Consider the following 20931-nt stretch of genomic DNA (forward strand, 5'->3'; position numbering starts at 1 on the left):
ATTTCTCTTTGGAGTTCCAGCTTGTTGCCATGCGTCTGCTCCTTGCTGCCACCGCTTCGCTTTTCATTGCAACCCCCGTCCTTGCCGGGGACGATCCGGTGAGCGGCGAGCCGCAGGACCTCACCTTCGAGCGCGTATTCGCCTCGCCCTCACTCAACGGGCCGGCCCCGCGGCAGGCCAGGCTGTCGCCCGACGGGCGCTATCTTACTCTGCTCAGGAACCGGGACGACGACCGCGAGCGCTATGACCTGTGGGCCTATGACCGCGAGACCGCCAAGTGGTCGATGCTGGTCGACAGCGAGAAGCTGGGCAGCGGGCGCGAGCTTTCCGAAGACGAGAAGATGCAGCGCGAACGGGCGCGAATCGGCAGCCTCAAGGGCATCGTCTCCTACCAGTGGAACGCCGACGGGTCCGGTCTGTTGGTGCCGCTGGATGGCGATCTCTACCTCGCGAAGCTCGACGGAAACGTCCAGCGGCTGACCGATACCGAGGAAAGCGAGCTCAACCCCTCGCTCAGCAAGACCGGCAAATATGTCTCCTTCGTCCGCGACCGCCAACTGTGGGTCGGGGAAACCGGCGGCGAGGCCGCGCCGATCACGCCCAAGGAAGCCGACACCATCCGCTGGGGCGAGGCCGAGTTCGTCGCGCAGGAGGAAATGTCGCGCCTCGCTGGCTACTGGTGGTCGCCCGACGACACGCGCATCGTCGTCCAGCGCACAGACGAGAGCCCGGTCGGCATCGTCACCCGCGCGGCCATCGGCGCGACCGGGACAAAGGTGTTCGACCAGCGCTATCCCGTGGCGGGCAGCGACAATGCCATCGTCGAGCTGTTCGTGATGGACCCGGACGGCGGGAACAGGGTCAAGATCGACCTCGGGCCGGACACCGACATCTACGTCGCCCGCATCGACTGGGCGCCCGACGGCAGCGCGGTCTATGTCCAGCGCCAGAACCGCCAACAGACGAAGCTCGACATGCTGCGCGTCGATCCGACGACCGGGGCACAGAGTACGGTCTTCGTCGAAGAAGCCGCAGACGCCGAATACTGGATCAATCTATCCGATAACTACCGTTGGCTCGATAATGGGTCGCTCATTTGGTGGTCGGAACGGGATGGATACGGCCATCTCTATCAGCTGCATGAAGGTGCAACTCCGATGGGCGGCATGATCGAGTCCGGTATGTCGAGCTGGGCGCAGTTCACAGCGGGTGAGTTCGTCGTCACCAAGCTCGTCGGTGTCGATCAATCAGAGCGACGAGCCTTCTTTGTTGCGACCAGCGAGGAAAATCCGCTCGAGCAGCATGTGTATTCGAAGACCTTCGATGGTCCCGGTCCTCATACTACGAAGCGCCTGACCGAACCCGGCTTCACCTATAGCGCCAGCATGGACGACAAGGGCCAGACGCTGCTGGTCACCCGCTCCAGCGACGACAGCCCGCCGCAGACCTATCTCGCGGACCGCGACGGCAAGCTGCTGACCTGGATCGAGGAAAACGCGCTGGACGCGGACCATCCCTACACGCCCTTCCTCGCCAGCCATCGCCCGACCACCTACGGTACCATCAAGGCCGAGGACGGCACGGAGCTATACTGGGAAATGATCACGCCCGAGATGGAGCCGGGCAAGCGCTATCCGGTGTTCTACAGCCACTACGGCGGGCCGGGGCCGCAGACCGTCGCCAACGGCTGGGCCGGCGCGCTGCGGCAGGCGATCGTCGACAAGGGCTATATCTGGTTCCAGCTCGACAACCGCGGCAGCGCCAATCGCGGTGTCGCCTTCGAACAGCCGATCTACCGCGCCATGGGCGGGGTCGAGGTGCGCGACCAGAAGGCCGGGGCGGAATATCTCAAGACGCTCGACTTCGTCGATCCGGACAAGATCGCGATCTACGGCTGGTCCTACGGCGGATACATGACATTGAAGCAATTGCAGGCCGATCCCGGGCTCTATGCGGCCGGGATTTCGGGCGCACCGGTGACCAGATGGGAGCTGTACGACACCCATTACACCGAACGCTTCATGGGCGATCCGCGCGAAGTGCCCGAGGCCTATGCCAAGGCCAGCGCCATTCCCGATGCGACCAGGATGACCGATCCGCTGCTGCTGATCCACGGCATGGCCGACGACAATGTGGTATTCGAGAACTCGTCGGAGCTGATCTCGGTGCTGCAGGAAGCCAACCGCCCGTTCGAGATGATGCTCTATCCCGGCTATACCCACAGCGTCGGCGGCGAGCAGATTTCGCCGCACCTTTGGAACAGCATCTTCCGCTTCCTCGAAGCGCACGGGGTGGTGCCGCCGGAGTAGCACTTTTGCCGGGTGAAGCGGTTGTGTTTTGCACCGCAGCAATATGGCTGTATGGCCGCGCGCCGTAGCATTTGGAGATTGCTTGAATGGGCTATCGCGTAGCCGTCGTCGGAGCGACCGGGAATGTCGGTCGTGAAATGATGCAGATCCTCGCCGAGCGGGAATTCCCGTGCGACGAACTTGCCGCCGTTGCATCGTCGCGCTCGGTCGGCACCGAGGTCGAGTTTGGCGACACCGGCCGCATGCTCAAGTGCAAGAACATCGAGCATTTCGACTTCACCGGCTGGGACATTGCCTTGTTCGCGGCTGGCGGTGGCCCGGCCAAGGAATACGCGCCCAAGGCCGGCGCGGCCGGCTGCGTCGTGATCGACAACAGCTCGCATTTCCGCATGGACCCCGACGTGCCGTTGATTGTGCCCGAGGTGAATCCGGAAGCGATCGACGGCTATGCGAAGAAGAACATCATCGCCAATCCCAACTGCTCGACCGCGCAGCTGGTCGTGGCGCTGAAGCCGTTGCACGATGCGGCGACGATCAAGCGCGTGGTGGTGAGCACCTATCAGTCTGTGTCCGGCGCGGGCAAGGCGGGCATGGACGAGCTGTTCGAACAGAGCCGTGCGATCTTCGTCGGCGACCCGCTCGAACAGAAGAAGTTCACCAAGCAGATCGCCTTCAACGTCATTCCGCATATCGACGTCTTCATGGACGACGGCTCGACCAAGGAAGAGTGGAAGATGGTGGTCGAGACCAAGAAGATCCTCGACCCGAAGATCAAGCTGAACGCCACCTGCGTGCGCGTGCCGGTGTTCGTCGGCCACTCGGAAGCGGTCAACATCGAGTTCGAGAACGAAATCAGCGCGAGCCAAGCGATGGACATCCTGCGCGAGGCGCCGGGCGTGATGCTCGTCGACAAGCGCGAGGACGGCGGATACGTCACCCCGGTCGAAGCGGCCGGCGACGGCGCGACCTACGTCAGCCGCGTGCGCGAGGATCCGACGGTAGACAACGGCCTGACCCTGTGGTGCGTGAGCGACAACCTGCGCAAGGGCGCTGCGCTCAACGCGGTCCAGATCGCGGAATTGCTGGGTCGCCGGCACCTGAAGAAGGGCTGAGGCCATGCGTCGGTCCGACTGGCTCCTGCCTGTGCTGCTGCTGGTCCTGCCTGCCTGCGATGACGGCCTCACCCCGGGCGGGAAGGATCCCGTACCGAGTACGCTCGTGTTGAGCGGCGGCGGGTTCGAGGCCGGCGGGTCGGACATTCCCTTCTCGGCCGACCGCGCGCAGGCCGAAAAGGCACTCGCTACGGTCCTCGGCGAGCCTGAGGGTCGCGACGAAAACGCCGAATGCGGCGCTGGGCCGATGCAGTTCACGCGCTACGCCGGCGGCTTTACAGCCAACTTCCAGGACGGGCGGCTGGTCGGCTGGTTCTTCGATGCGGCCAACCCCAAGGTTGCGATCGAGAACGGCGTGACTGTCGGCACGCCGCGCGACCGGGTCGCGGGATCGCCGCAATTTGCGCCGATCGAAGGCAGCACCCTCGGCGACGAATTCGCGCTGGGCGATGCGGTCGGCGGCTTCATGGCCGATGGCAAGGTTGCCAGCCTCTATGCCGGGGTCAATTGCTTCTTCCGCTGATCCGCGCGACAAGGCGGGCATGACCCTGCAAGCCGATCTCTTCTTCAGTTTCCGTTCGCCCTACAGCTATCTCGCGATCGGGCGGTATCGCGAACTGGCCGAAACCCACACCGTCGATATCGCGCTGCGGCCGGTCTATCCGCTGGCGGTACGGCAGCCCGATTTCTTCGATCGCAACCATCCCAACTGGCTCGGCTACACTTTTCGCGACATGTTCCGCGTGGCGCAGTTCCACGGCATCCCCTTCGGCCCGCCTCGGCCCGATCCGATCATCCAGAACGTGCAGACCCGCGAAATCGCCGCTGACCAGCCCTATATCCGCCGGGTCACGCGGCTCGGGCAGGCGGCTGCCCGACGCGGAAAGGGGCTTGCCTTCGCCGCCGAGGCCGGGCGACTGATCTGGGGCGGGGCGGAGAACTGGCACGTGGGCGAGCACCTTGCCGGGGCCGCCGAACGCGCCGGGCTCGACTTTGCCGAGCTGGATGCGGAGGTCGCGGCCGAAGCGGAAGCGCTCGACGCCGAGATCGCCGCCAATCAGGATGCGCTCGAAGCCGCCGGCCACTGGGGCGTACCGACGCTGGTGATCGACGGCGAACCGTTCTTCGGCCAGGACCGGATCGAAATGGCCAAATGGCGGATGGAGCAGAAGGGGCTTGTGCAGCGATGAAGGGCGAACTGACGGGCGGGTGCTTGTGCGGGGCGGTGCGCTATATTCTCCGCGCCGGATTCCGCCTCAATCCCTATGCCTGCCACTGCACCGATTGCCAGAGCAGGACGGGCTCTGCCTTTAGCGAGCACATGCTGTTTGCGCTTGGCGATCTCGCCATCGAAGGCGAACTCGACACAGGCGAATATGTGCAGCCCAGCGGTGCCCATGCGACCATCTATGGCTGCGCGACGTGCAAGGCGCGGATCTATGCCGTGAACAGCACCCGCGCCGGCATGGCTAGCCTGCGCTGCGGCACGCTCGACAACAGCCCGCGGCTCGATATTCGCCACCATGTCTGGGTTTCGAGCAAGCAGCCGTGGATCAGCCTGCCCGCCGATGCCGCGATAATGGACGAGCAGCCGCGCAGCGCGCAGGAATGGGTCGAATTTGCAGGTATGGTAAGTTGAAGACCGAACGTTTCGCATCCTTCGATGGCGTCGAACTCGCGATCCACCGGGAAGGCACAGGCATGCCTTTCGTCCTGCTGCATGGGCTGTTCTCGAACTCGGACATGAACTGGATCCGCTGGGGTCATGCAAAAACGATCGCGGCGGCGGGTTTCGAGGTCGTCATGCTCGATTTCCGGGTCCACGGGCAAAGCGACGCCCCCCACGATCCGGCCAGATATCCCGAAAACGTACTGGTCCGCGATGTCGCGGCGCTGGTCGATCACCTGCAACTGGAGGACTATGCGCTCGGCGGTTTCTCCCTCGGGGCACGCACGTCGCTGCATGCCGTTGCGCAGGGCGTGCTGGCGCCGCAGCGGCTGGTGATCGGCGGGATGGGAACGGCGGGACTGGGCGAATGGAGCAGGCGGGCCCGGCATTTCCTGCGCGTGATCGACGAGTTCGACACCATCACCCGCGACGATCCGGCCTATCTGTCGCGGCAGTTCTTGAAAAGCCAGGGCACGGACCGGATTGCCGCCCGGCTCCTCCTGCAAACGCTGCCCGATATGGATCTCGCCGCTCTGGCCAATGTAACCATGCCGACCCTGGTGGTGTGCGGACGCGACGACCGCGACAATGGCTCGGCGCCCGAACTTGCCGCGTTGTTGCCGGATGCGTCCTATGCCGAGGTGCCCGGCACGCATATGTCCAGTGTGACCATGCCGGAAATGGGCCAGGCAATCGCGTCCTGGCTCCGGCAAGCGGGATAATGGGCTGATGGTTACAAAGAGACGCTTCATCATGGTGTGGGTCGGCGGGCTGGTCGCGTTCGCGGTGACCGTCTGGCTGCACCTGCCGCTCGTGCTGGAGACGGTGCCCGGCGGGATACTCGATCACCAGCGGGCCGGCACGGCCGAACGGGTTGACGTCATCCAGCGCGAATGGGCTGCTGCAGGCGTTTACCGGTCCGCCCTGACCGCGATGCTGAGCGATGTCGGGTTCATCCTGCTGTATGGCACCGGCAGCCTGCTCGGCGGGCTGTATTTCATGCGACGGTCGCGTCCGCTTGTGCGCAGGCTCGGCGCCGTGCTGGCCCTTTCTGCCGGACTTTTCATTGCTGCCGACCTGCTCGAAACCGGGCTCCAGCTATCGCAGCTTGTGGCGGCGAAGGGGGACGATGTGTCAGCAGGTCTGGCGGCAGCCATGGCCTATCCGAAGCTGGTCGGCTGGACCTTGTGTTTCCTGCTCCCGCTGGTCGGCCTGGTGCTCGACGGCAAGGCGGCAGTGAGCCGCTAGTCGCCCGCCGAAGCCCGCTTGAATTTGGCGCGCCGGCAGTCCAAACCGGTCACATCGGAAACCGGTTCGCCCGAGAGGAAATTGCCCCAATGAAGTTTGTCGCCCCTGCGCTGACCGCGCTCGCCCTGGCCTTGGCCGCGCCCGCCCAGGCCGAGCACCACGAACCCGCCGCCGAGGCGACTGCTGAATTCCCGCTGACCCCGCAGGGCGCGGCCGACTGGGTCGCCATGGTGGAAAAGGACCTGTTCGATTTCTCGGTCGAAGCGAGCAAGGTGTACTGGATCAACGCGACCTACATAACCGAAGATACCGATGCGCTGGCGGCAAAGGTCGGGGCCGAAGGCACCGAGAAGTCGGTCAAATATGCCCTCGAGGCGGCCCGCTATGCGAAGGTCGAGGGGCTCGATCCCGAAGTCGCCCGCAAGCTCGACAAGCTGCGCACGGGGATTGTCCTTCCCGCACCGACGACGGCCGGTGCGGCTGCGGAACTGGCCACCATCGCCACCAGCCTCGGCAGCCAGTATGGCAAGGGCAAGGGCACGCTCGACGGCAAGCCCGTCAGCGGCAGCGATATCGAGGCCGAGATGGGCAATCTCGAGCTGACACCGGCGCAATATGCGGAGATGTGGACCAGCTGGCACGACAATGTCGGCGGCCCGATGAAGGGCGAATATGTCCGCATGGTCGAGATCGCCAACCAGGGGGCCAGGGAACTCGGCTTCGCCGACGTCGGTGCGATGTGGCGGTCCAACTACGACATGAGCCCCGAGGAATTCGCCGCCGCCAAGGAACAGCTGTGGGAAGACGTGAAGCCGCTCTACATGGCGCTCCACACCTATGTGCGATGGAAGCTCAACGAGAAATACGGCGACGCCGTGCAGCCCAAGACCGGCCCGATCAGCGCCGATCTTCTCGGCAACATGTGGGCGCAGGAATGGGGCAACATCTACCCGCTCGTCGCGCCTGCAGGCGCCGGCGACATCGGCTATGACCTGACCGCGCTGATCGAAGCCAAGGGCCTGAGCGAGAAGGACATGGTCAAGGTCGGGGAGGGTTTCTTCTCCTCGCTCGGCTTCGATCCGCTTCCCGAAACCTTCTGGACCCGCAGCCAGTTCGTGAAACCGGCCGATCGCGAGGTCGTGTGCCATGCCAGCGCGTGGGATCTCGACAACAAGGACGATATCCGGATCAAGATGTGCATCAAGCGTAACGGCGATGATTTCGTCGTGATCCATCACGAACTCGGCCACAACTATTACCAGCGCGCTTACCAGGCGCAGGATTACCTGCACCTGGAAGGCGCCAACGACGGCTTCCACGAGGCCATCGGCGACATGATCGCGCTGTCGATCACCCCGGAATACCTCGTCCAGATCGGCATGCTGGCGCGCGAGGACGTGCCGGGTGCCGACAAGGATATCGGCCTGCTGTTGCGGCAAGCGATGGACAAGGTCGCTTTCCTGCCGTTCTCCCACCTAGTCGACAAATGGCGCTGGGGCGTGTTCGACGGCTCGATTGCTCCCGCCGAATACAACACCGCATGGACGGACCTTCGCACGCAGTACCAGGGTATCATCCCCCCGGTTGCAAGGCCGGCCGACGCGTTCGACCCGGGTGCCAAGTACCACATCCCGGGCAACACCCCTTACACGCGCTATTTCCTCGCCCGCATCCTGCAGTTCCAGTTCTACAAGGCGGCGTGCGATGCGGCCGGATGGAAAGGCCCGCTGCACCGTTGCAGTTTCTACGGCAACAAGGATGTCGGCGCGAAGCTCAACGCCATGCTGGAGATGGGCGCGTCGAAGCCCTGGCCCGATGCGCTCGAGGCCTTCACCGGCAGCAGGGAAATGAGCGGGGAAGCGATGATCGAATATTTCGCACCGCTGATGAAATGGCTCGAAGAGCAGAACAAGGGCAAGCCCCAGGGGTGGTGAGGCCGCTCGCCTTCGCCGGGCTTTCGGCCCTGGCCCTGGCCGCGTGCGGGCCGGTGCAGGACGAAGCGTCCTTCGCATCGGCATCGCCGCCTGCCGGTGCGCGCGGCGCGCTGTTCGTGGCGGGCAAGTTTGCCAACACCCTGTCCAAGGTCGACCTCGTGACAGGCGCTGAAGTGCAACAGGTGGCAAGCTGCGCCAATCCGCACGAGCTCGCTACCTCGCCAGACGATCGGCACGTGGCGCTTGCCTGCTACGGCGGCACGACGATCGACATCTTCCGTACGACCGACCTGGCAAAGGTTGCCAGCATCGATCTCGGCGACAAGGCGCGTCCACACGGCATCGTGTGGCATCCCGACGGCAGCATCTACGCAACCGCCGAAGGCCGCCAGTCGATCTTCCGCGTGTCGAAACCGCTCGGCAAGGCAAAGGCTACCGAGTTCCCGAGCGGCCAGCGCGGCACCCACATGCTGGCGGTCGCGCCCGACGGCAGCCGTGCGTGGACGACCGACCTCGGTTCGCGCACGGTCACCCTGATCGATCTTCGGGGCGGCGAAGCGCCGCGTTCGGTCGAGGTGGGCGAGGAGCCGGAAGGTATCGCGCTCTCGCCCGACGGCAGGACGCTGTGGGTATCGGCGCGCGGCTCCGACAAGGCCTTCGCGCTCGATCCTGCCACGCTGGCGGTCCGCTCGGGAATCGCCACAGGCGATTTTCCCTTGCGGATCGTAATGCGTCCGCAGGGCGATTTCGCTGTCACAAGCGACCTTGCCGATGGCGGATTGACCGTCATCGATACGGCGACGGGCAAGGCGGTGCGGAGTATTGCCGTCTCGAGCCGGGGCGAAGCGGAGGCGAAGACGCAGGTGACCTTGCTGTTCTCGCCCGATGGATCGCGTATCTATGTCGCCGAAACGACGGCCAACACGGTCGCGGAAGTCGATTTCGCCAGCGGAAAGGTGCTGCGCCGCCTTCCGGGAAGCGGCGGTGGTGACGGTATGGCGATCATCGATTGAGCGGCGCGCGCGTTCCCCTGGGCACGGTCGGCTGGCGCGAACTTGTCAGCCTGCCGAAGCTGACCGATGCCCGCATCCCGGCCAAGATCGACACCGGCGCGCGGACGTCGAGCCTGCACGCGGTTGCGATCGAACGGTTCAGTCGCGACGGGCAGCGCTGGGTGCGGTTCCTGCTCGACCTCGGGCAGTTCCGGGTCCAACCCGTCACCATCGAACTGCCGAGGGCCGACCGCCGCGTCATCACCAGTTCGAACGGCGAGGGCGAGGAACGCTTCATCATCAAGACCACGCTGCAACTGGGCGACCTGTCGTTCCCTGCCGAATTCAGCCTGGCCGACCGCAGTGACATGAAATTTCCAATTCTGATCGGCAGGACGGCCCTCAGGCGCCGGTTCGTGGTCGATTCGGGCCGCAGTTACCTCCAGTCGAGCGCCTCCGAGCGCAGGCGGATATTGAGACAGAAATGAGAGTTCCCCGATGAAGATCGCCATGCTGGCGCGCAATCCCGACCTTTATTCGCACCAACGCCTCAAGCAGGCGGCGGAAGAGCGTGGGCACACGCTCGATATCCTCAATACGCTGCGCTGCACGGTGAACATTGCCAGCCATCGCCCGACCCTGACCTACAATGGCGAGATGGTGGCCAAGTACGATGCGGTCATCCCGCGCATCGGCGCATCGGTGACGCAATATGGCCTCGCCGTGCTGCGGCAGTTCGAAATGAAGGGCGTATGGCCGCTCAACGAAAGCGTTGCCATCGGCCGCAGCCGCGACAAGCTGCGCAGCCTGCAGATCCTCGCCAAGCATGGCCTCGGCCTGCCGCTGACGGCTTACGCCAACGATCCGAAGCAGGCCGAGGAGATCATCAAGGCGGTGAAGGGACCGCCGGTGGTGATCAAGCTGCTGGAAGGCACGCAGGGTATCGGTGTTGTCCTTGCCGAGACGATGAGCAGCGCCAAGTCCGTGATCGAGGCCTTCCGCGGGGCCAACGTCAACATCCTGGTGCAGGAATTCATCAAGGAAGCCGGCGGGACCGATATCCGCGCGCTGGTGGTGGGCGGCAAGGTCGTCGCGGCGATGAAGCGCACCGGCGCGGCGGACGAATTCCGCAGCAACCTCCACCGCGGCGGCAGCGCCGAGCTGGCCAAGATCACCCCCGCCGAACGCGCCACCGCCGTCAGCGCGGCCAAGCGCATGGGCCTCAACGTCTGCGGCGTCGACATGCTGCGCAGCAATCACGGGCCGGTGATCATGGAGGTCAACTCCTCGCCCGGGCTGGAAGGGATCGAAAGCGCAACCGGCAAGGACATTGCCGGGATGATCATCGATTTTATCGCGGCCAATGCGAAGGACGGGAAGACGAGTACGAAGGGGAAGGGGTAGGAGCGAACGCTTGATATTTTCTTTCCACTCCCGACTGCGCTAAGCGCCGGTTTCGGGAGGGATTTGCGGCATGAAACGGCTTCTGATCGGTACCTTGCTGGCCGTGCTGCTGGGCTTGGCGGGCGCGTTCTATTGGCTTTTTTACGACAATCGCCCTCCTGCCGAGGGAACCTTCCCGCTCGATATCGCTGCCCTGCGCAAGGAAGCCGCGCGCCTACCCGGCACCGCGCCGGTCAGTATTGAGGTCGAGACGCTCTATTGGGTTGTCGTTCCGCGCATCGCGTTGGTCACGGGCACGGACTGGAGCGATATGAGCTTTGTCCGCAACAGTTACCGGGTGGTCTGGCCCGATACCTCGCTGATCATCGACACCGGCAGCGATGAGTCCACCGCGCAACATGACCCGCGCCTCACGCGCTATGATCAGGCAGCCTGGGCGCGCGTGCAGAAGGGCCTGTCGGCGGCGAGCACCATCGTGGTGACGCACGAGCACTGCGATCACATCGGCGGCTTGCTGCAAAGTCCCAACCTCTCCGACCTGCTACCCAAAGCGATCCTGAACGATGCGCAGTTCAGCAATATCCCGGAATGCACCGTCTGGCCTGAAGGCTCGCGCCAGGGTTATGTCCCGCTGAAATATGACGGCATCCGCGCGATCGCGCCGGGCGTGGTGCTGATCCGCGCGCCCGGTCATACGGCGGGCTCGCATATGGTCTATGTGCGCCAGGCCGACGGCCGCGAGTTTCTGTTCGCGGGCGATACCGCCTCCTCGCTCGATAATGTGCGACTGATCCGCCCGCGCTCGCGCTATGTCATGGAGTTTGGCGGGCATGAGGACGACCGCGAAGAGGTGTTCCGCCAGACGATCGCGATCAAAAGGCTGATGGACGAGAACCCGGCTCTCGCGCTGGTTCCCGGGCATGATGAAGCGGCCCTGCTGAACCTAGAGAAGCAGGGCCTGCTGAAGCGCGGATTTTCTTTGCCTTAGGCTAGGCATTCCGCGCCATCAGTCCGCCATCGACGGGGATCACCGCGCCGGTGATATAGCTGGCCGCCGGGAGCACCAGTGACAGCGTCATATGCGCCACTTCCTCCGGGTCGCCGTAGCGTTTGAGGGCGGTGCGGCGCTTGGCGAAGATAGTCTTGTGTTCGTCGGGCACCTTGTCGGTCATCGCGGTAAGTATCGGGCCGGGGCAGATGCAGTTGCAGGTAATGCCTTCGGGGCCGAGATCGACCGCGAGGCCGCGCGTCAGGCCCGTCACGCCGGTTTTGGCCGCGACATAGGGCGTGTCGCCGGGCGTTGCGCCGAGGCCTTCTGTGCTGGCGATATTGACGATCCTTGGCGCGTCGCTGCGGCGCAGGTGGGGCAGGGCGGCGCGGACCATGCGCTGGTGCGCAGTCAGCATGACAGCGAGGGCGCGGGCAAAGGTCTCGTCATAGGCATCGTCGTCGAGGGCGCAGAAGCTCGACACCCCGGCATTGTTGACGAGGATATCGATCCCGCCGAAGTCCGCTGCGATCTGTGCCACCACCCGTACGATCGCATCCTTGTCCGCCACGTCGAGCGCATAGGCACGGGCGCCCGCGCCGCATTCCGCCGCCACCGCCTCGCAGGCTGCAAGGTCGAGATCGGTCACCGCCACCTTGGCTCCCTCGGCGGCAAAGAGCTCCGCAGTTGCTCGCCCCATGCCGCTCGCAGCCCCGGTGACGATGGCGACCCGTCCGGCGATGGAACGGGCGCGGTTGGGTGTGGTCATGTGGTCTCCTCCCCGCGAAGGAAGCTAGCCGGATGCGCGCGCCGTGTCATCCCGCAGGGTAGCGGGTGAGTGAAGGGCTAGCGCCGTCGCACGTCCACCCGCTCGCTCGACTTCGCCCCGTCGAAGCGCTTGCCCGCCGCTTCGTCGCCAAGCATCCGGCTGAGGAGGAAGTCCATCGCCAGCGGCGCGACCTCGTCCATTCCGGCCTCCGCGCCGCCGATGAAGCCGTGCGTGGCATCCTTGACGACGAAGGCCGTGTGGTCCCCTTCCGGCAGGCGGTCGAGATAGACCAGGTGTAGCGCGGGGTCGGGCACGAATCCGGGCACGGTATCCGCAGTCCCGGTGATCAGCAGCGTGGGTTCGGTGACGCCGGTAAACGCTGTCGGCATGTCCATCAGCCCGGGAATGGGACCGGGCGAGGAGAACATGACCACCGCGTCGACGCCTTCGATCTCGCCCGGGATGACCGGCGACAGCGCGCCCGCCCCCATGATGGCGGCGAGCGAACCATAGCTGTAGCCGACGAGCCCGAGCGGCAGGCCGGGAAAGCGCTGGGCGACATAGCCGCCGACCGTGCGCATGTCGCCCGCGCGCGTGCCGAGGGCTGCCTGCAGGCTCGTGCGGCGTTCCTCCGGCATCTTGAGAGAGTCGGTATGAAGCGGCGCCAGCACGGCGAAGCCCTGCTGCGCGAGATGGGCGTAGAGGAGCTGCGTCGCCTGGGGCGAACTGCCGCCGCCGTGGGAGAAGACGATCACCCCGCGCGGCGAGGCGGGCAGGGTTATGAAAACGTCGAGCTGGCGGCCGTCGGGCGTCGTCAGCGTCGCTTTCTCGTTTCCGGGAACAGCGGGGGCTACTGTTTCCGCCGGCGCACCGGCGACCGGCGCGGCTTGGACTGTAGCAGCGGACAGGGCAAGGCACGAGGCCCCGATAGCGAACGCGCGACTCAAGACCATTCGAATTTCCCCCCTCAAGACTTTGAAAGATATTACCTAAACGGCGGCTCGTTGAAAGCGCGCAGTTTGCGGCTGTGCAGGCGGTCGCCTTCGGCGCGCAGGCGCTTGCAGGCTTCGATGCCCATCTGCAGGTGGGCGGCGATGGCTTCCTCGTAGAACTGGTTGGCCTGCCCCGGCAGCTTGATCTCGCCGTGAAGAGGCTTGTCGCTGACGCACAGCAGCGTGCCGTAGGGAACGCGGAAGCGATAGCCCTGGGCGGCGATGGTGGCGCTTTCCATCTCGATGGCGATGGCGCGGCTTTGCGAGAAGCGCTTGGCGCTGGAGCTGTAGAGCAGTTCCCAGTTGCGATCGTCGGTGGTGACGACAGTACCGGTGCGCATCCGTTGCTTGAGGTTGGAGCCCTGTTCGCCCGAGACATGCTCGGCCGCGCCCGCCAGCGCCTGCTGCACTTCGGCGATCGGCGGGATCGGGATCTCTGGCGGCAGCACCGCGTCGAGCACATGGTCGTCGCGCAGGTAAGCATGGGCGAGGACGAAATCGCCGATCTTCTGGCTGGAGCGCAGCCCGCCGCAGTGGCCGATCATCAGCCAGCTGTGCGGGCGCAGCACGGCGAGGTGGTCGCAGATGGTCTTGGCGTTGGAGGGGCCGACACCGATGTTCACCAGCGTGATCCCGCTCTTGTCATCCCGCATCAGGTGATAGGCCGGCATCTGGTGCTTGCGCCAGGCGGTGTCGGAGAGCTGGTTGCGTGCGGTATCGGTCGTGGCGCGGATGTCGAGCCCGCCCGCACCCGTCAGCCCGGTGTAGCCCTCGCTGCCTATCTGGCGCGCGGCCCAGTCAACGAATTCATCGACATAGCGATGGTAGTTCGTAAACAGGATATAGTGCTGGAAATCCTCGGTCCGCGTGCCGGTGTAGTGCGCCAGCCGCGCGAGCGAATAGTCGGTGCGTAGTCCGTCGAACAGCGAGAGCGGCATGGGCGCGCCGAATTCGCCCAGCTCGTGCCCGTCGGCCAGTTCGTCGCCGATCAGGGCAAGGTCGGTCGAGGGAAAATACTTAGCGATGGTCTGCGGCGAGATGCCGGCCATCAATGCCCCGGCGTCTCCGTCGAGCACATAGGGGAAGGCGATTTCCTGGCGCGAGGGGCCGACGTCCATCTCCACATCATAATCGGAGGCGATCAGTTCGAGCTGCTCGGCCAGATAGTCCGCGAAAAGCGCCGGCCGGGTAATGGTGGCAGCATAGGTCCCCGCCTGTTCCAGCCGCCCGAAGGCGCGGCTGCGGTCGGTCGGGTTGCCGTCACCTTTGAAGTGGATGCGTAGCTCGGGATAGGCATAGGTGCCGTCGGTGCGCCGGCCCGGTGTCGGCAGGGTTCCTTCGGCCGCGAAGGCGAGGATATCGGCCCGCAGGGTCGCGGTCGCCCGGTTGTAGATGGCGTGAAGCTGTTCGATGATGTCGGAAATGGTTGGCATGACCAGCCATTACCGCCATTCCGTGACAATTCAAGGCAGCGCACGAATGGGAGGATGCCGATGCGGCCAGCGCGATTTTCCGGGGTTGCCGCTGCGATCCTCGGCTGGGCTCTTGCGGTGCCGGCACTCGCGCAGGGCGATGCGGGTGCCGACGATGCCTTGGCGCAAACTGCCCCGAAGATCGAGGAGCTGTTCGAAAGGACGCTGACCGAGGCCCATGTCCCGGCGTTGGTTTACGGCATCGTAAGGGACGGAAAGCTGGTGGTGTTCGCAGCCATGGGAGACCGCGATGTGGGCACGGCCGGGATCGAGCCGGTCGATGCGGACACGCGGTTTCGCATTGCGTCCATGTCCAAGGCCTTTACTGCCGCAGCCATCCTGAAACTGCGGGACGAGGGCTGGTTGTCGCTCGAGGACCCGGCAGCGAAATACGTGCCGCAGATGCGCCAGTGGCGACAGGCGACGCCGGATGCGCCGGCAATCACGATCGGAGACCTGCTGCGCCACACCGGCGGTTTCGTCGAGGACAACCCTTGGGGCGACCGGCAGCAGGTCCTGTCCGAAGACGCCTTCACGCAGTTGATCGCCGGCGGGATGGACTTCGCGACCACGCCCGGGACGGCGTATGAATATTCCAATTACGGCTACGCCCTGCTGGGGCGGATCGTTACCAATGTCTCCGGGCGGCGGTACCAGGATTACATCCGTCAGGAGATCATGCTGCCGCTGGGGATGACCAGCACCGGCTACGATGTGCTGGCGAGTCCGCCGGAAAGCCGTGCGATCGGCTATCGGTGGGAGAAGGGCGCCTACCGCCGCGAGCCGGACATGGCGGACGGGGCCTTCGGAGCGATGGGCGGGGTCGAGACCACCGCCAACGACTATGCGAAGTGGATGATCTTCCTCCTGTCTGCGTGGCCGCCGTCGAATGCGCCCGACACGGGACCCTTGCGGCGCGCTTCGGTGCGCGAGATGGTCAAGTGGGTTACCCCGCGCGAAGGTATCGAGCGGCCCGCGGATCTTGGGCCGCCCTGCCGCGTCGGCGTCGGCTATGGCATGGGGCTGGTGGTCTACGACGACTGCCAGCTCGGCCGGATCGTCCAGCACAACGGCGGCTATCCGGGCTACGGCTCGACCATGCAGCTTCTGCCCGAGGCAGGGGTGGGGATGTTCAGTTTCAACGCCCGGACATACTTCAGCAATGCTGCGGGCGTTCGTAAGGCGCTCCACATGCTGCGCGATGCGGGCGCAGCGCCGGACCGGGCGCTGCCCGTCGCGGCCGGGCTTGCCGAGGCCTATGCGCTGGCAGTCAAGGCGTGGGACAGCGGCGATCCCCTTGCGGCGCCGCTTGCCGTCAATGTCGCGCTCGACCGCGACATCGCGGATCGCAAGGCGGACATCGCCGCGCTCAAGCAGGAGGTCGGGCCGTGCGACACGGGGGCCGCCATCGCGCCGATTTCGGCGATGGAAGGCACGTTCGAATGGTCTTGCGAGAAGGGCGCGGTGCGGGGCCGCATCCAGCGCGCGCCGACGGTGACCATCGAGTTGCAGGTGCTGGACTTCGCGCGCAAGCCGTGACCGCGCCGGACAGACAAAGGGCGCGAACCTTGCGGCCGCGCCCTTCATCCGTGTCTTGCGAGTGGCAGCGAAGCTCAGGCTTCGTCGTCGCCGCCTTCCAGCAGCTCGGCGGGGATTTCGCCCGGTTCGAGCATCGCCGGGATCGCGGTCGCCGCAGCGGCTTCCTCGATCTCGCGCTGTTCGTCGGCGAACATCTGCGCCAGCACATCGACGCCTTGGCTCTGCAGCTCGGCCTCGTCATCGGAACGGGCGACGTTCGCCTTGACCGTGACGTGGACTTCCGGGTGCAGCGCGATGGTGACATCGTGCATGCCGATGGTCTTGATGGGGCTACCCATCACGACCATGCGCTTGTCGACCTGGTGGCCCTTGTCTGCCAGGCCCTGGACGATATCGCGGACGCTGACCGAACCGTAGAGCTGGCCGGCGTTGGACGACGCGCGGATCAGCACCACTTCGGCGCCGGCAACCTTTTCGCCGTGCTTCTCGGCTTCCGAACGGCGCTCGGCGTTGTCCTTTTCGAGACGGTCGCGGTTCGCTTCGAAGACCTTCTTGTTGGCTTCGTTGGCGCGCAGCGCCTTCTTCTGCGGCAGCAGGAAGTTGCGGGCGTAGCCGTCCTTCACGGTGACGACGTCACCGATGTTGCCGAGATTGCCGATACGTTCGAGGAGAATGATATCCATGGTCTCTCTCCTACTTCACGATGTACGGCAGCAGGCCGATCTGGCGGGCGCGCTTGATCGCCTGGGCGAGTTCACGCTGCTTCTTCGCGCTGACGGCGGTGATGCGGCTGGGGACGATCTTGCCACGCTCGGACATGAAGCCCTGCAGCAGGCGGACGTCCTTGTAGTCGATCTTCGGCGCATTCTTGGCCGAGAACGGGCAGGTCTTGCGACGGCGGAAAAACGGACGGGCCATTAGTCTTCTCCCCGCTCGCGACGCTTACGATCGCGGTCGTTCTTGCGCATCATCACGCTCGGGCCGGCTTCGTGTTCGTCGACGCGGATGGTCAGGTAGCGGATGATGTCTTCGTTGATGCGGGTCTGGCGCTCGAGCTCCGCGACGACGTCACCGGGTGCCTCGATGTTGAGCAGCACGTAGTGAGCCTTGCGGTTGCGGTCGATCTTGTAGGCCAGGTTCTTGAGGCCCCAGGTTTCGGTCTTGGTGACCTTGCCCTTGCCGGCCTCGACGATTTCGGTTGCTTGCGCAGCCAGCGCGTCGACCTGAGCCTGGCTCAGATCCTGACGCGCGAGAAAGATATGCTCGTACAGAGCCATCTCGCGTCCTTTCACTTCCTGCCGATCGCTGGCTGATCCGCACCATTGCGGGGCCCCTCCGGCTTTCTTCTTTTCCGGGCCCTCGGGACGCGGAAGCGGCGCACATAGCGGCATTGGCGCATATTGCAAGCGCGAAGAGGCGTGCCTCGGGGCTTGCCAGCCGGGGTGCTTCATCGCAAGGCGGCGTCAAGCGCACATACCAAGGAGTTGCCCATGCCCGGTGGCCTTACCGCCCTGCTCGACGATATCTCGGTCATCGCCCGCATGGCTGCCGCCAGCATCGACGATGTCGGCGTCGCGGTCGGCAAGGCCGGGTCCAAGGCGGCGGGCGTCGTGATCGACGATGCGGCAGTGACGCCGGGCTATGTCACCGGGCTTTCCCCTGCGCGCGAACTGCCGATCATCTGGAACATCGCCAAGGGCAGCCTCAAGAACAAGCTGCTGTTCCTGCTTCCCGGGGCACTGCTGCTCAGCTGGTTGTTGCCGCAGGCCATCATCTACCTGCTCATGCTGGGCGGCGCCTTTCTCTGTTACGAAGGCGCGGAAAAGGTGATGGAAAAGCTCGGCGCGGAAAAGCACGGCAAGACGCTGGAGGATCCGATCGAGGATCTCGAGCAGTTCGAAAAGGACCGCACCAATGGCGCGATCCGCACCGACCTCATCCTGTCGGCCGAGATTATGGCGATCTCGCTCAACGAGGTCGCCGCCATGAGCGACAGTTTCTGGCTGCGCGCCGTGGCGCTGGCAGCGGTCGGGATCGCCATCACCGTGATCGTCTATGGCGCGGTGGCGCTGATCGTGAAGATGGACGATGTCGGGCTTCACCTGGCAGAACGGAAGGACAGGGCCTCGCAATCTCTGGGAAAGGCGCTGCTCCATGCCATGCCCCGGCTGCTGGTATTCCTTTCGGTCGTCGGCACGCTGGCGATGCTGTGGGTCGGGGGCGGCATCATCGTCCATGGCACGCACGAGGTCGGCTTCCATGCCATCTACGACCTGTTCCACGGGGCGGAATATGCCGTGAAGAACGCGACCGGCGCGCTCGGCGGGGTGTTCGGCTGGCTGACCTACGCGGGCCTTTCCGCCGTGCTCGGGCTGGTGCTGGGCGCGATCATCGCTTTCGTGGTGCATAAGGTGTTCAAGATCGGGGCGCACTGAGGTGTCGGCGCGTCCGACGCTCTACACCTGCGCCGGATCGCGCGGGCTGCGCTGCACCTGGGCGGCGGAGGAGGCGGGGATCCGGCTTGATCTCAAGCTGCTGCCGTTCCCGCCGCGCTTTGCCGCGCCTGAGTATCTCGAGGTCAATCCTCTCGGTACGGTGCCGCTGCTGGTCGATGGCGAAACCAAAATGACCGAGAGCTGCGCCATCGCGCATTATCTCGCGACGAAGGACGGCACGACCGATTTGGCTATTGCGCCCGGCGAGCGCGACTATGCGGCATACCTCGACTTCACCTATCACGCCGATGCGACGATCACCTTCCCGCAGACGGTCTACATGCGCTTCGCCCTGTTCGAGAAGGACAAGGGCTGGGCCGAGGCAGGCGAGGCTTATGCTAAGTGGTTCTGGAAACGGCTGGTCAAGGTCGAGCAGCGGCTGGAAGGTCGCAAATACCTCTGTGCCGACCGCTTCACCGTGGCCGACATCTGCGTCGGTTATGCTCTGATCCTGGCCGAGCGGGTCGGGCTGGACGAGGGCGTGCCGGAGAGGCTGAAGGAATATCGCTCGCGGCTCAAGACGCGCGATGGTTATCGCCGGGCGGTCGAACGCGAAAAGGCGGGGCCGCGGGCGATCTAGCCGAGCCGCGCCAGGATCGAAGCCGCAAACTCGCTCAGCGTATCATCCCGCGCGCCCATGACTACGATCCGGTCCCCCGGCCGCGCATTGGCGACAAGGAAGTCGCCGCATCCCTGGCGGGTGTTGATGTGGAGCGCTTTTCCGCCGGCTTTGGCAATGAGATCGACAATTCGCTCGCTGCCTTCGCGACGGTCGACCGTGCCGCCGAAATAGACCGGGTCGCACAGCAATGTCAGGTCGTCGGGGCCGAGTTCATGCGCGAAGGTCTCCGCCAGTTCCGCCCCCATCTGCCGCAAGGGGCCGTAGCCGTGCGGCTGGAAGAAGGCGAGCACACGGCCCGGGTGTGCCTTCAACGTCCGCAGGGTCGCGGCGCATTTTTCGGGGTTATGGCCGAAATCGTCGATCACCGTGATGCCCGACGGGCTGGTCCCGACGATATCGAACCGTCGTGCCAGCCCGCGATAGCCCGCCAGCGCGGCCACCGCCTCTGCCACCGGAACGCCGGCTGCCTTGGCCCCGGCAATGGCGGCGAGGGCGTTGGAAAGATTGTGTCGGCCCGGCACGTCCAGCACCAGCGGATGCTCGCTGCGGTCGCTGCGGTCGATGACTGTCGCTGCCTGCCTGGTGGGCCCGTCGGCGCGGCTGCCGGGGACGACGGAGATGGTCGCGCCCTTGTCGTCGATGGCGAAAGTGATCGCGTGCTGCGCCCGCCCTACCAGTGCCAGCGCCTCGTCATCGTCGGCATTGATCACCGCGGTCTGCGATGCGGCGACATAATCGCCGAACAGCACCCGCAATTCGTCCATGCTCTTGTGGTCGAGGCTGACGTTGAGCAGCACCCCGACAGCGGGCCGGTAGAGGGCGATGGAGCCATCGCTCTCGTCGACTTCGGAAACGTAGAGGTCGCTGCTGCCCACCACCGAGCTGGCGAAGGGGCGATCGGGCGAGACGAAGTTCTTCATCACCGCGCCGTTCATGATCGTCGGTGCGCGCTCTGCATGGTGGAGGATCCATCCCAGCATCCCGGTGACGGTCGACTTGCCGCTGGTCCCGGCGATTGCGACGCCCGTTTCCGCCGCATTGAACAGCGCCGCGTTGAGATCGGCGCGGGTCAGGCGCGGCAGGCCCAGTTCCTTCGCACGGGCAATCTCGGGCACGGTGTCCTCGATCGCGGCGCTGGCTACCAGCACCTGTTCGGGACGGGTAATGCCGCTGCCGTCCTGCGGAAACAGAAGGAAGCCCTGCCGCTCCAGCGCGGCGAATTTCTCCGGCGTGCGGCCCTGGTCGCGGCTGCGGTCGGACCCGGCGACTTCCGCCCCGCGCCCTTTCAGTATCGCCGCCAGCGGCTGCATCCCGGACCCGCCGATGCCGCAGAAGAACCACGGGCGTGCTGTCAGGTCGGCGGTCGGATCGGGCAGTTCACTCATG

Annotated in this window: 22 protein-coding genes; 15 read left to right on the forward strand and 7 right to left on the reverse strand. The window is 65.1% G+C overall.

The window, feature by feature from the left end:
* Positions 1-29: 29 nt before the first annotated feature.
* From WAB17_RS10805 to WAB17_RS10860, 12 genes are all read left to right on the forward strand, one after another.
* On the forward strand, positions 30-2309 hold the full coding sequence (locus tag WAB17_RS10805; RefSeq protein WP_435417353.1) for a DPP IV N-terminal domain-containing protein: 2280 nt from the start codon (positions 30-32) through the stop codon (positions 2307-2309).
* Between the two features lie 86 nt (positions 2310-2395).
* Complete coding sequence (locus WAB17_RS10810; protein ID WP_435417354.1) at positions 2396-3421, forward strand: aspartate-semialdehyde dehydrogenase; 1026 nt, start codon at positions 2396-2398, stop codon at positions 3419-3421.
* A gap of 4 nt (positions 3422-3425) precedes the next feature.
* Positions 3426-3944, forward strand: coding sequence for an aspartate-semialdehyde dehydrogenase (locus WAB17_RS10815; protein ID WP_435417355.1), 519 nt, complete (start codon positions 3426-3428; stop codon positions 3942-3944).
* 19 nt (positions 3945-3963) lie between these two features.
* Positions 3964-4611, forward strand: a complete 648-nt coding sequence (locus WAB17_RS10820; protein ID WP_435417356.1) for a 2-hydroxychromene-2-carboxylate isomerase — start codon at positions 3964-3966, stop codon at positions 4609-4611.
* Entirely contained in the window at positions 4608-5060 is a 453-nt protein-coding gene (locus WAB17_RS10825) for a GFA family protein (RefSeq protein ID WP_435417357.1), read from the forward strand. The genes WAB17_RS10820 and WAB17_RS10825 overlap by 4 nt, the downstream gene beginning before the upstream one ends.
* Complete coding sequence (locus WAB17_RS10830; protein WP_435417358.1) at positions 5057-5812, forward strand: alpha/beta fold hydrolase; 756 nt, start codon at positions 5057-5059, stop codon at positions 5810-5812. Before WAB17_RS10825 ends, WAB17_RS10830 begins: the two co-directional genes overlap by 4 nt.
* A gap of 7 nt (positions 5813-5819) precedes the next feature.
* Complete coding sequence (locus WAB17_RS10835) at positions 5820-6338, forward strand: hypothetical protein (protein WP_435417359.1); 519 nt, start codon at positions 5820-5822, stop codon at positions 6336-6338.
* 89 nt (positions 6339-6427) lie between these two features.
* Positions 6428-8272 (forward strand): M2 family metallopeptidase, encoded by a 1845-nt coding sequence (locus WAB17_RS10840; RefSeq protein ID WP_435417360.1) that lies wholly within the window; start codon positions 6428-6430, stop codon positions 8270-8272.
* Positions 8269-9285: a YncE family protein gene (locus WAB17_RS10845; protein WP_435417361.1), complete on the forward strand. Its 1017-nt coding sequence runs from the start codon at positions 8269-8271 to the stop codon at positions 9283-9285. Before WAB17_RS10840 ends, WAB17_RS10845 begins: the two co-directional genes overlap by 4 nt.
* The gene (locus WAB17_RS10850) at positions 9282-9752 is read left to right on the forward strand and encodes an ATP-dependent zinc protease family protein (RefSeq protein WP_435417362.1); all 471 of its coding nucleotides are present in this window, start codon (positions 9282-9284) and stop codon (positions 9750-9752) included. Before WAB17_RS10845 ends, WAB17_RS10850 begins: the two co-directional genes overlap by 4 nt.
* 10 nt (positions 9753-9762) lie before the next feature.
* Positions 9763-10668: a 30S ribosomal protein S6--L-glutamate ligase gene (rimK, locus tag WAB17_RS10855; protein WP_435417363.1), complete on the forward strand. Its 906-nt coding sequence runs from the start codon at positions 9763-9765 to the stop codon at positions 10666-10668.
* Positions 10669-10738: 70 nt separating this feature from the next.
* Entirely contained in the window at positions 10739-11656 is a 918-nt protein-coding gene (locus WAB17_RS10860) for an MBL fold metallo-hydrolase (RefSeq protein ID WP_435417364.1), read from the forward strand.
* 1 nt (position 11657) lies between these two features.
* Here WAB17_RS10860 and WAB17_RS10865 read toward each other — a convergent pair whose 3' ends face one another.
* From WAB17_RS10865 to WAB17_RS10875, 3 genes are all read right to left on the reverse strand, one after another.
* Positions 11658-12425: an SDR family NAD(P)-dependent oxidoreductase gene (locus tag WAB17_RS10865; protein WP_435417365.1), complete on the reverse strand. Its 768-nt coding sequence runs from the start codon at positions 12423-12425 to the stop codon at positions 11658-11660.
* 77 nt (positions 12426-12502) lie between these two features.
* A complete protein-coding gene (locus WAB17_RS10870; protein WP_435417366.1) occupies positions 12503-13378 on the reverse strand; it encodes a hypothetical protein in 876 nt (291 codons plus the stop codon).
* Between the two features lie 32 nt (positions 13379-13410).
* On the reverse strand, positions 13411-14850 hold the full coding sequence (locus tag WAB17_RS10875; RefSeq protein WP_435417367.1) for an AMP nucleosidase: 1440 nt from the start codon (positions 14848-14850) through the stop codon (positions 13411-13413).
* Positions 14851-14910: 60 nt separating this feature from the next.
* Between WAB17_RS10875 and WAB17_RS10880 the strand changes: the two genes are divergently transcribed.
* Positions 14911-16428 carry a serine hydrolase domain-containing protein gene (locus WAB17_RS10880; RefSeq protein ID WP_435417368.1) on the forward strand — a complete coding sequence of 506 codons (1518 nt, stop codon included), beginning with the start codon at positions 14911-14913 and terminating at the stop codon, positions 16426-16428.
* A 74-nt stretch (positions 16429-16502) separates the two neighbouring features.
* Here WAB17_RS10880 and rplI read toward each other — a convergent pair whose 3' ends face one another.
* The 3 genes from rplI to rpsF are packed head-to-tail and all read right to left on the reverse strand — an operon-like array spanning position 16503 to position 17705.
* Positions 16503-17111 (reverse strand): 50S ribosomal protein L9, encoded by a 609-nt coding sequence (gene rplI / locus WAB17_RS10885; protein ID WP_435417369.1) that lies wholly within the window; start codon positions 17109-17111, stop codon positions 16503-16505.
* A gap of 10 nt (positions 17112-17121) precedes the next feature.
* Positions 17122-17346, reverse strand: a complete 225-nt coding sequence (gene rpsR, locus WAB17_RS10890) for a 30S ribosomal protein S18 (protein ID WP_234090518.1) — start codon at positions 17344-17346, stop codon at positions 17122-17124.
* Complete coding sequence (gene rpsF, locus WAB17_RS10895; protein ID WP_435417370.1) at positions 17346-17705, reverse strand: 30S ribosomal protein S6; 360 nt, start codon at positions 17703-17705, stop codon at positions 17346-17348. Before rpsF ends, rpsR begins: the two co-directional genes overlap by 1 nt.
* 213 nt (positions 17706-17918) lie before the next feature.
* Here rpsF and WAB17_RS10900 point away from each other — a divergent pair, with 213 nt between their 5' ends.
* Positions 17919-18863: a DUF808 domain-containing protein gene (locus WAB17_RS10900; RefSeq protein ID WP_435417371.1), complete on the forward strand. Its 945-nt coding sequence runs from the start codon at positions 17919-17921 to the stop codon at positions 18861-18863.
* Position 18864: 1 nt separating this feature from the next.
* Entirely contained in the window at positions 18865-19503 is a 639-nt protein-coding gene (locus WAB17_RS10905) for a glutathione S-transferase family protein (protein ID WP_435417372.1), read from the forward strand.
* Here WAB17_RS10905 and WAB17_RS10910 read toward each other — a convergent pair.
* Positions 19500-20930 carry a glutamate ligase domain-containing protein gene (locus WAB17_RS10910; protein WP_435417373.1) on the reverse strand — a complete coding sequence of 477 codons (1431 nt, stop codon included), beginning with the start codon at positions 20928-20930 and terminating at the stop codon, positions 19500-19502. The genes WAB17_RS10905 and WAB17_RS10910 overlap by 4 nt on opposite strands.
* Between the last annotated feature and the right edge of the window lies 1 nt (position 20931).

It is taken from the genome of Parerythrobacter aurantius (genome assembly GCF_045291475.1).
Taxonomy (GTDB): domain Bacteria; phylum Pseudomonadota; class Alphaproteobacteria; order Sphingomonadales; family Sphingomonadaceae; genus Parerythrobacter; species Parerythrobacter aurantius.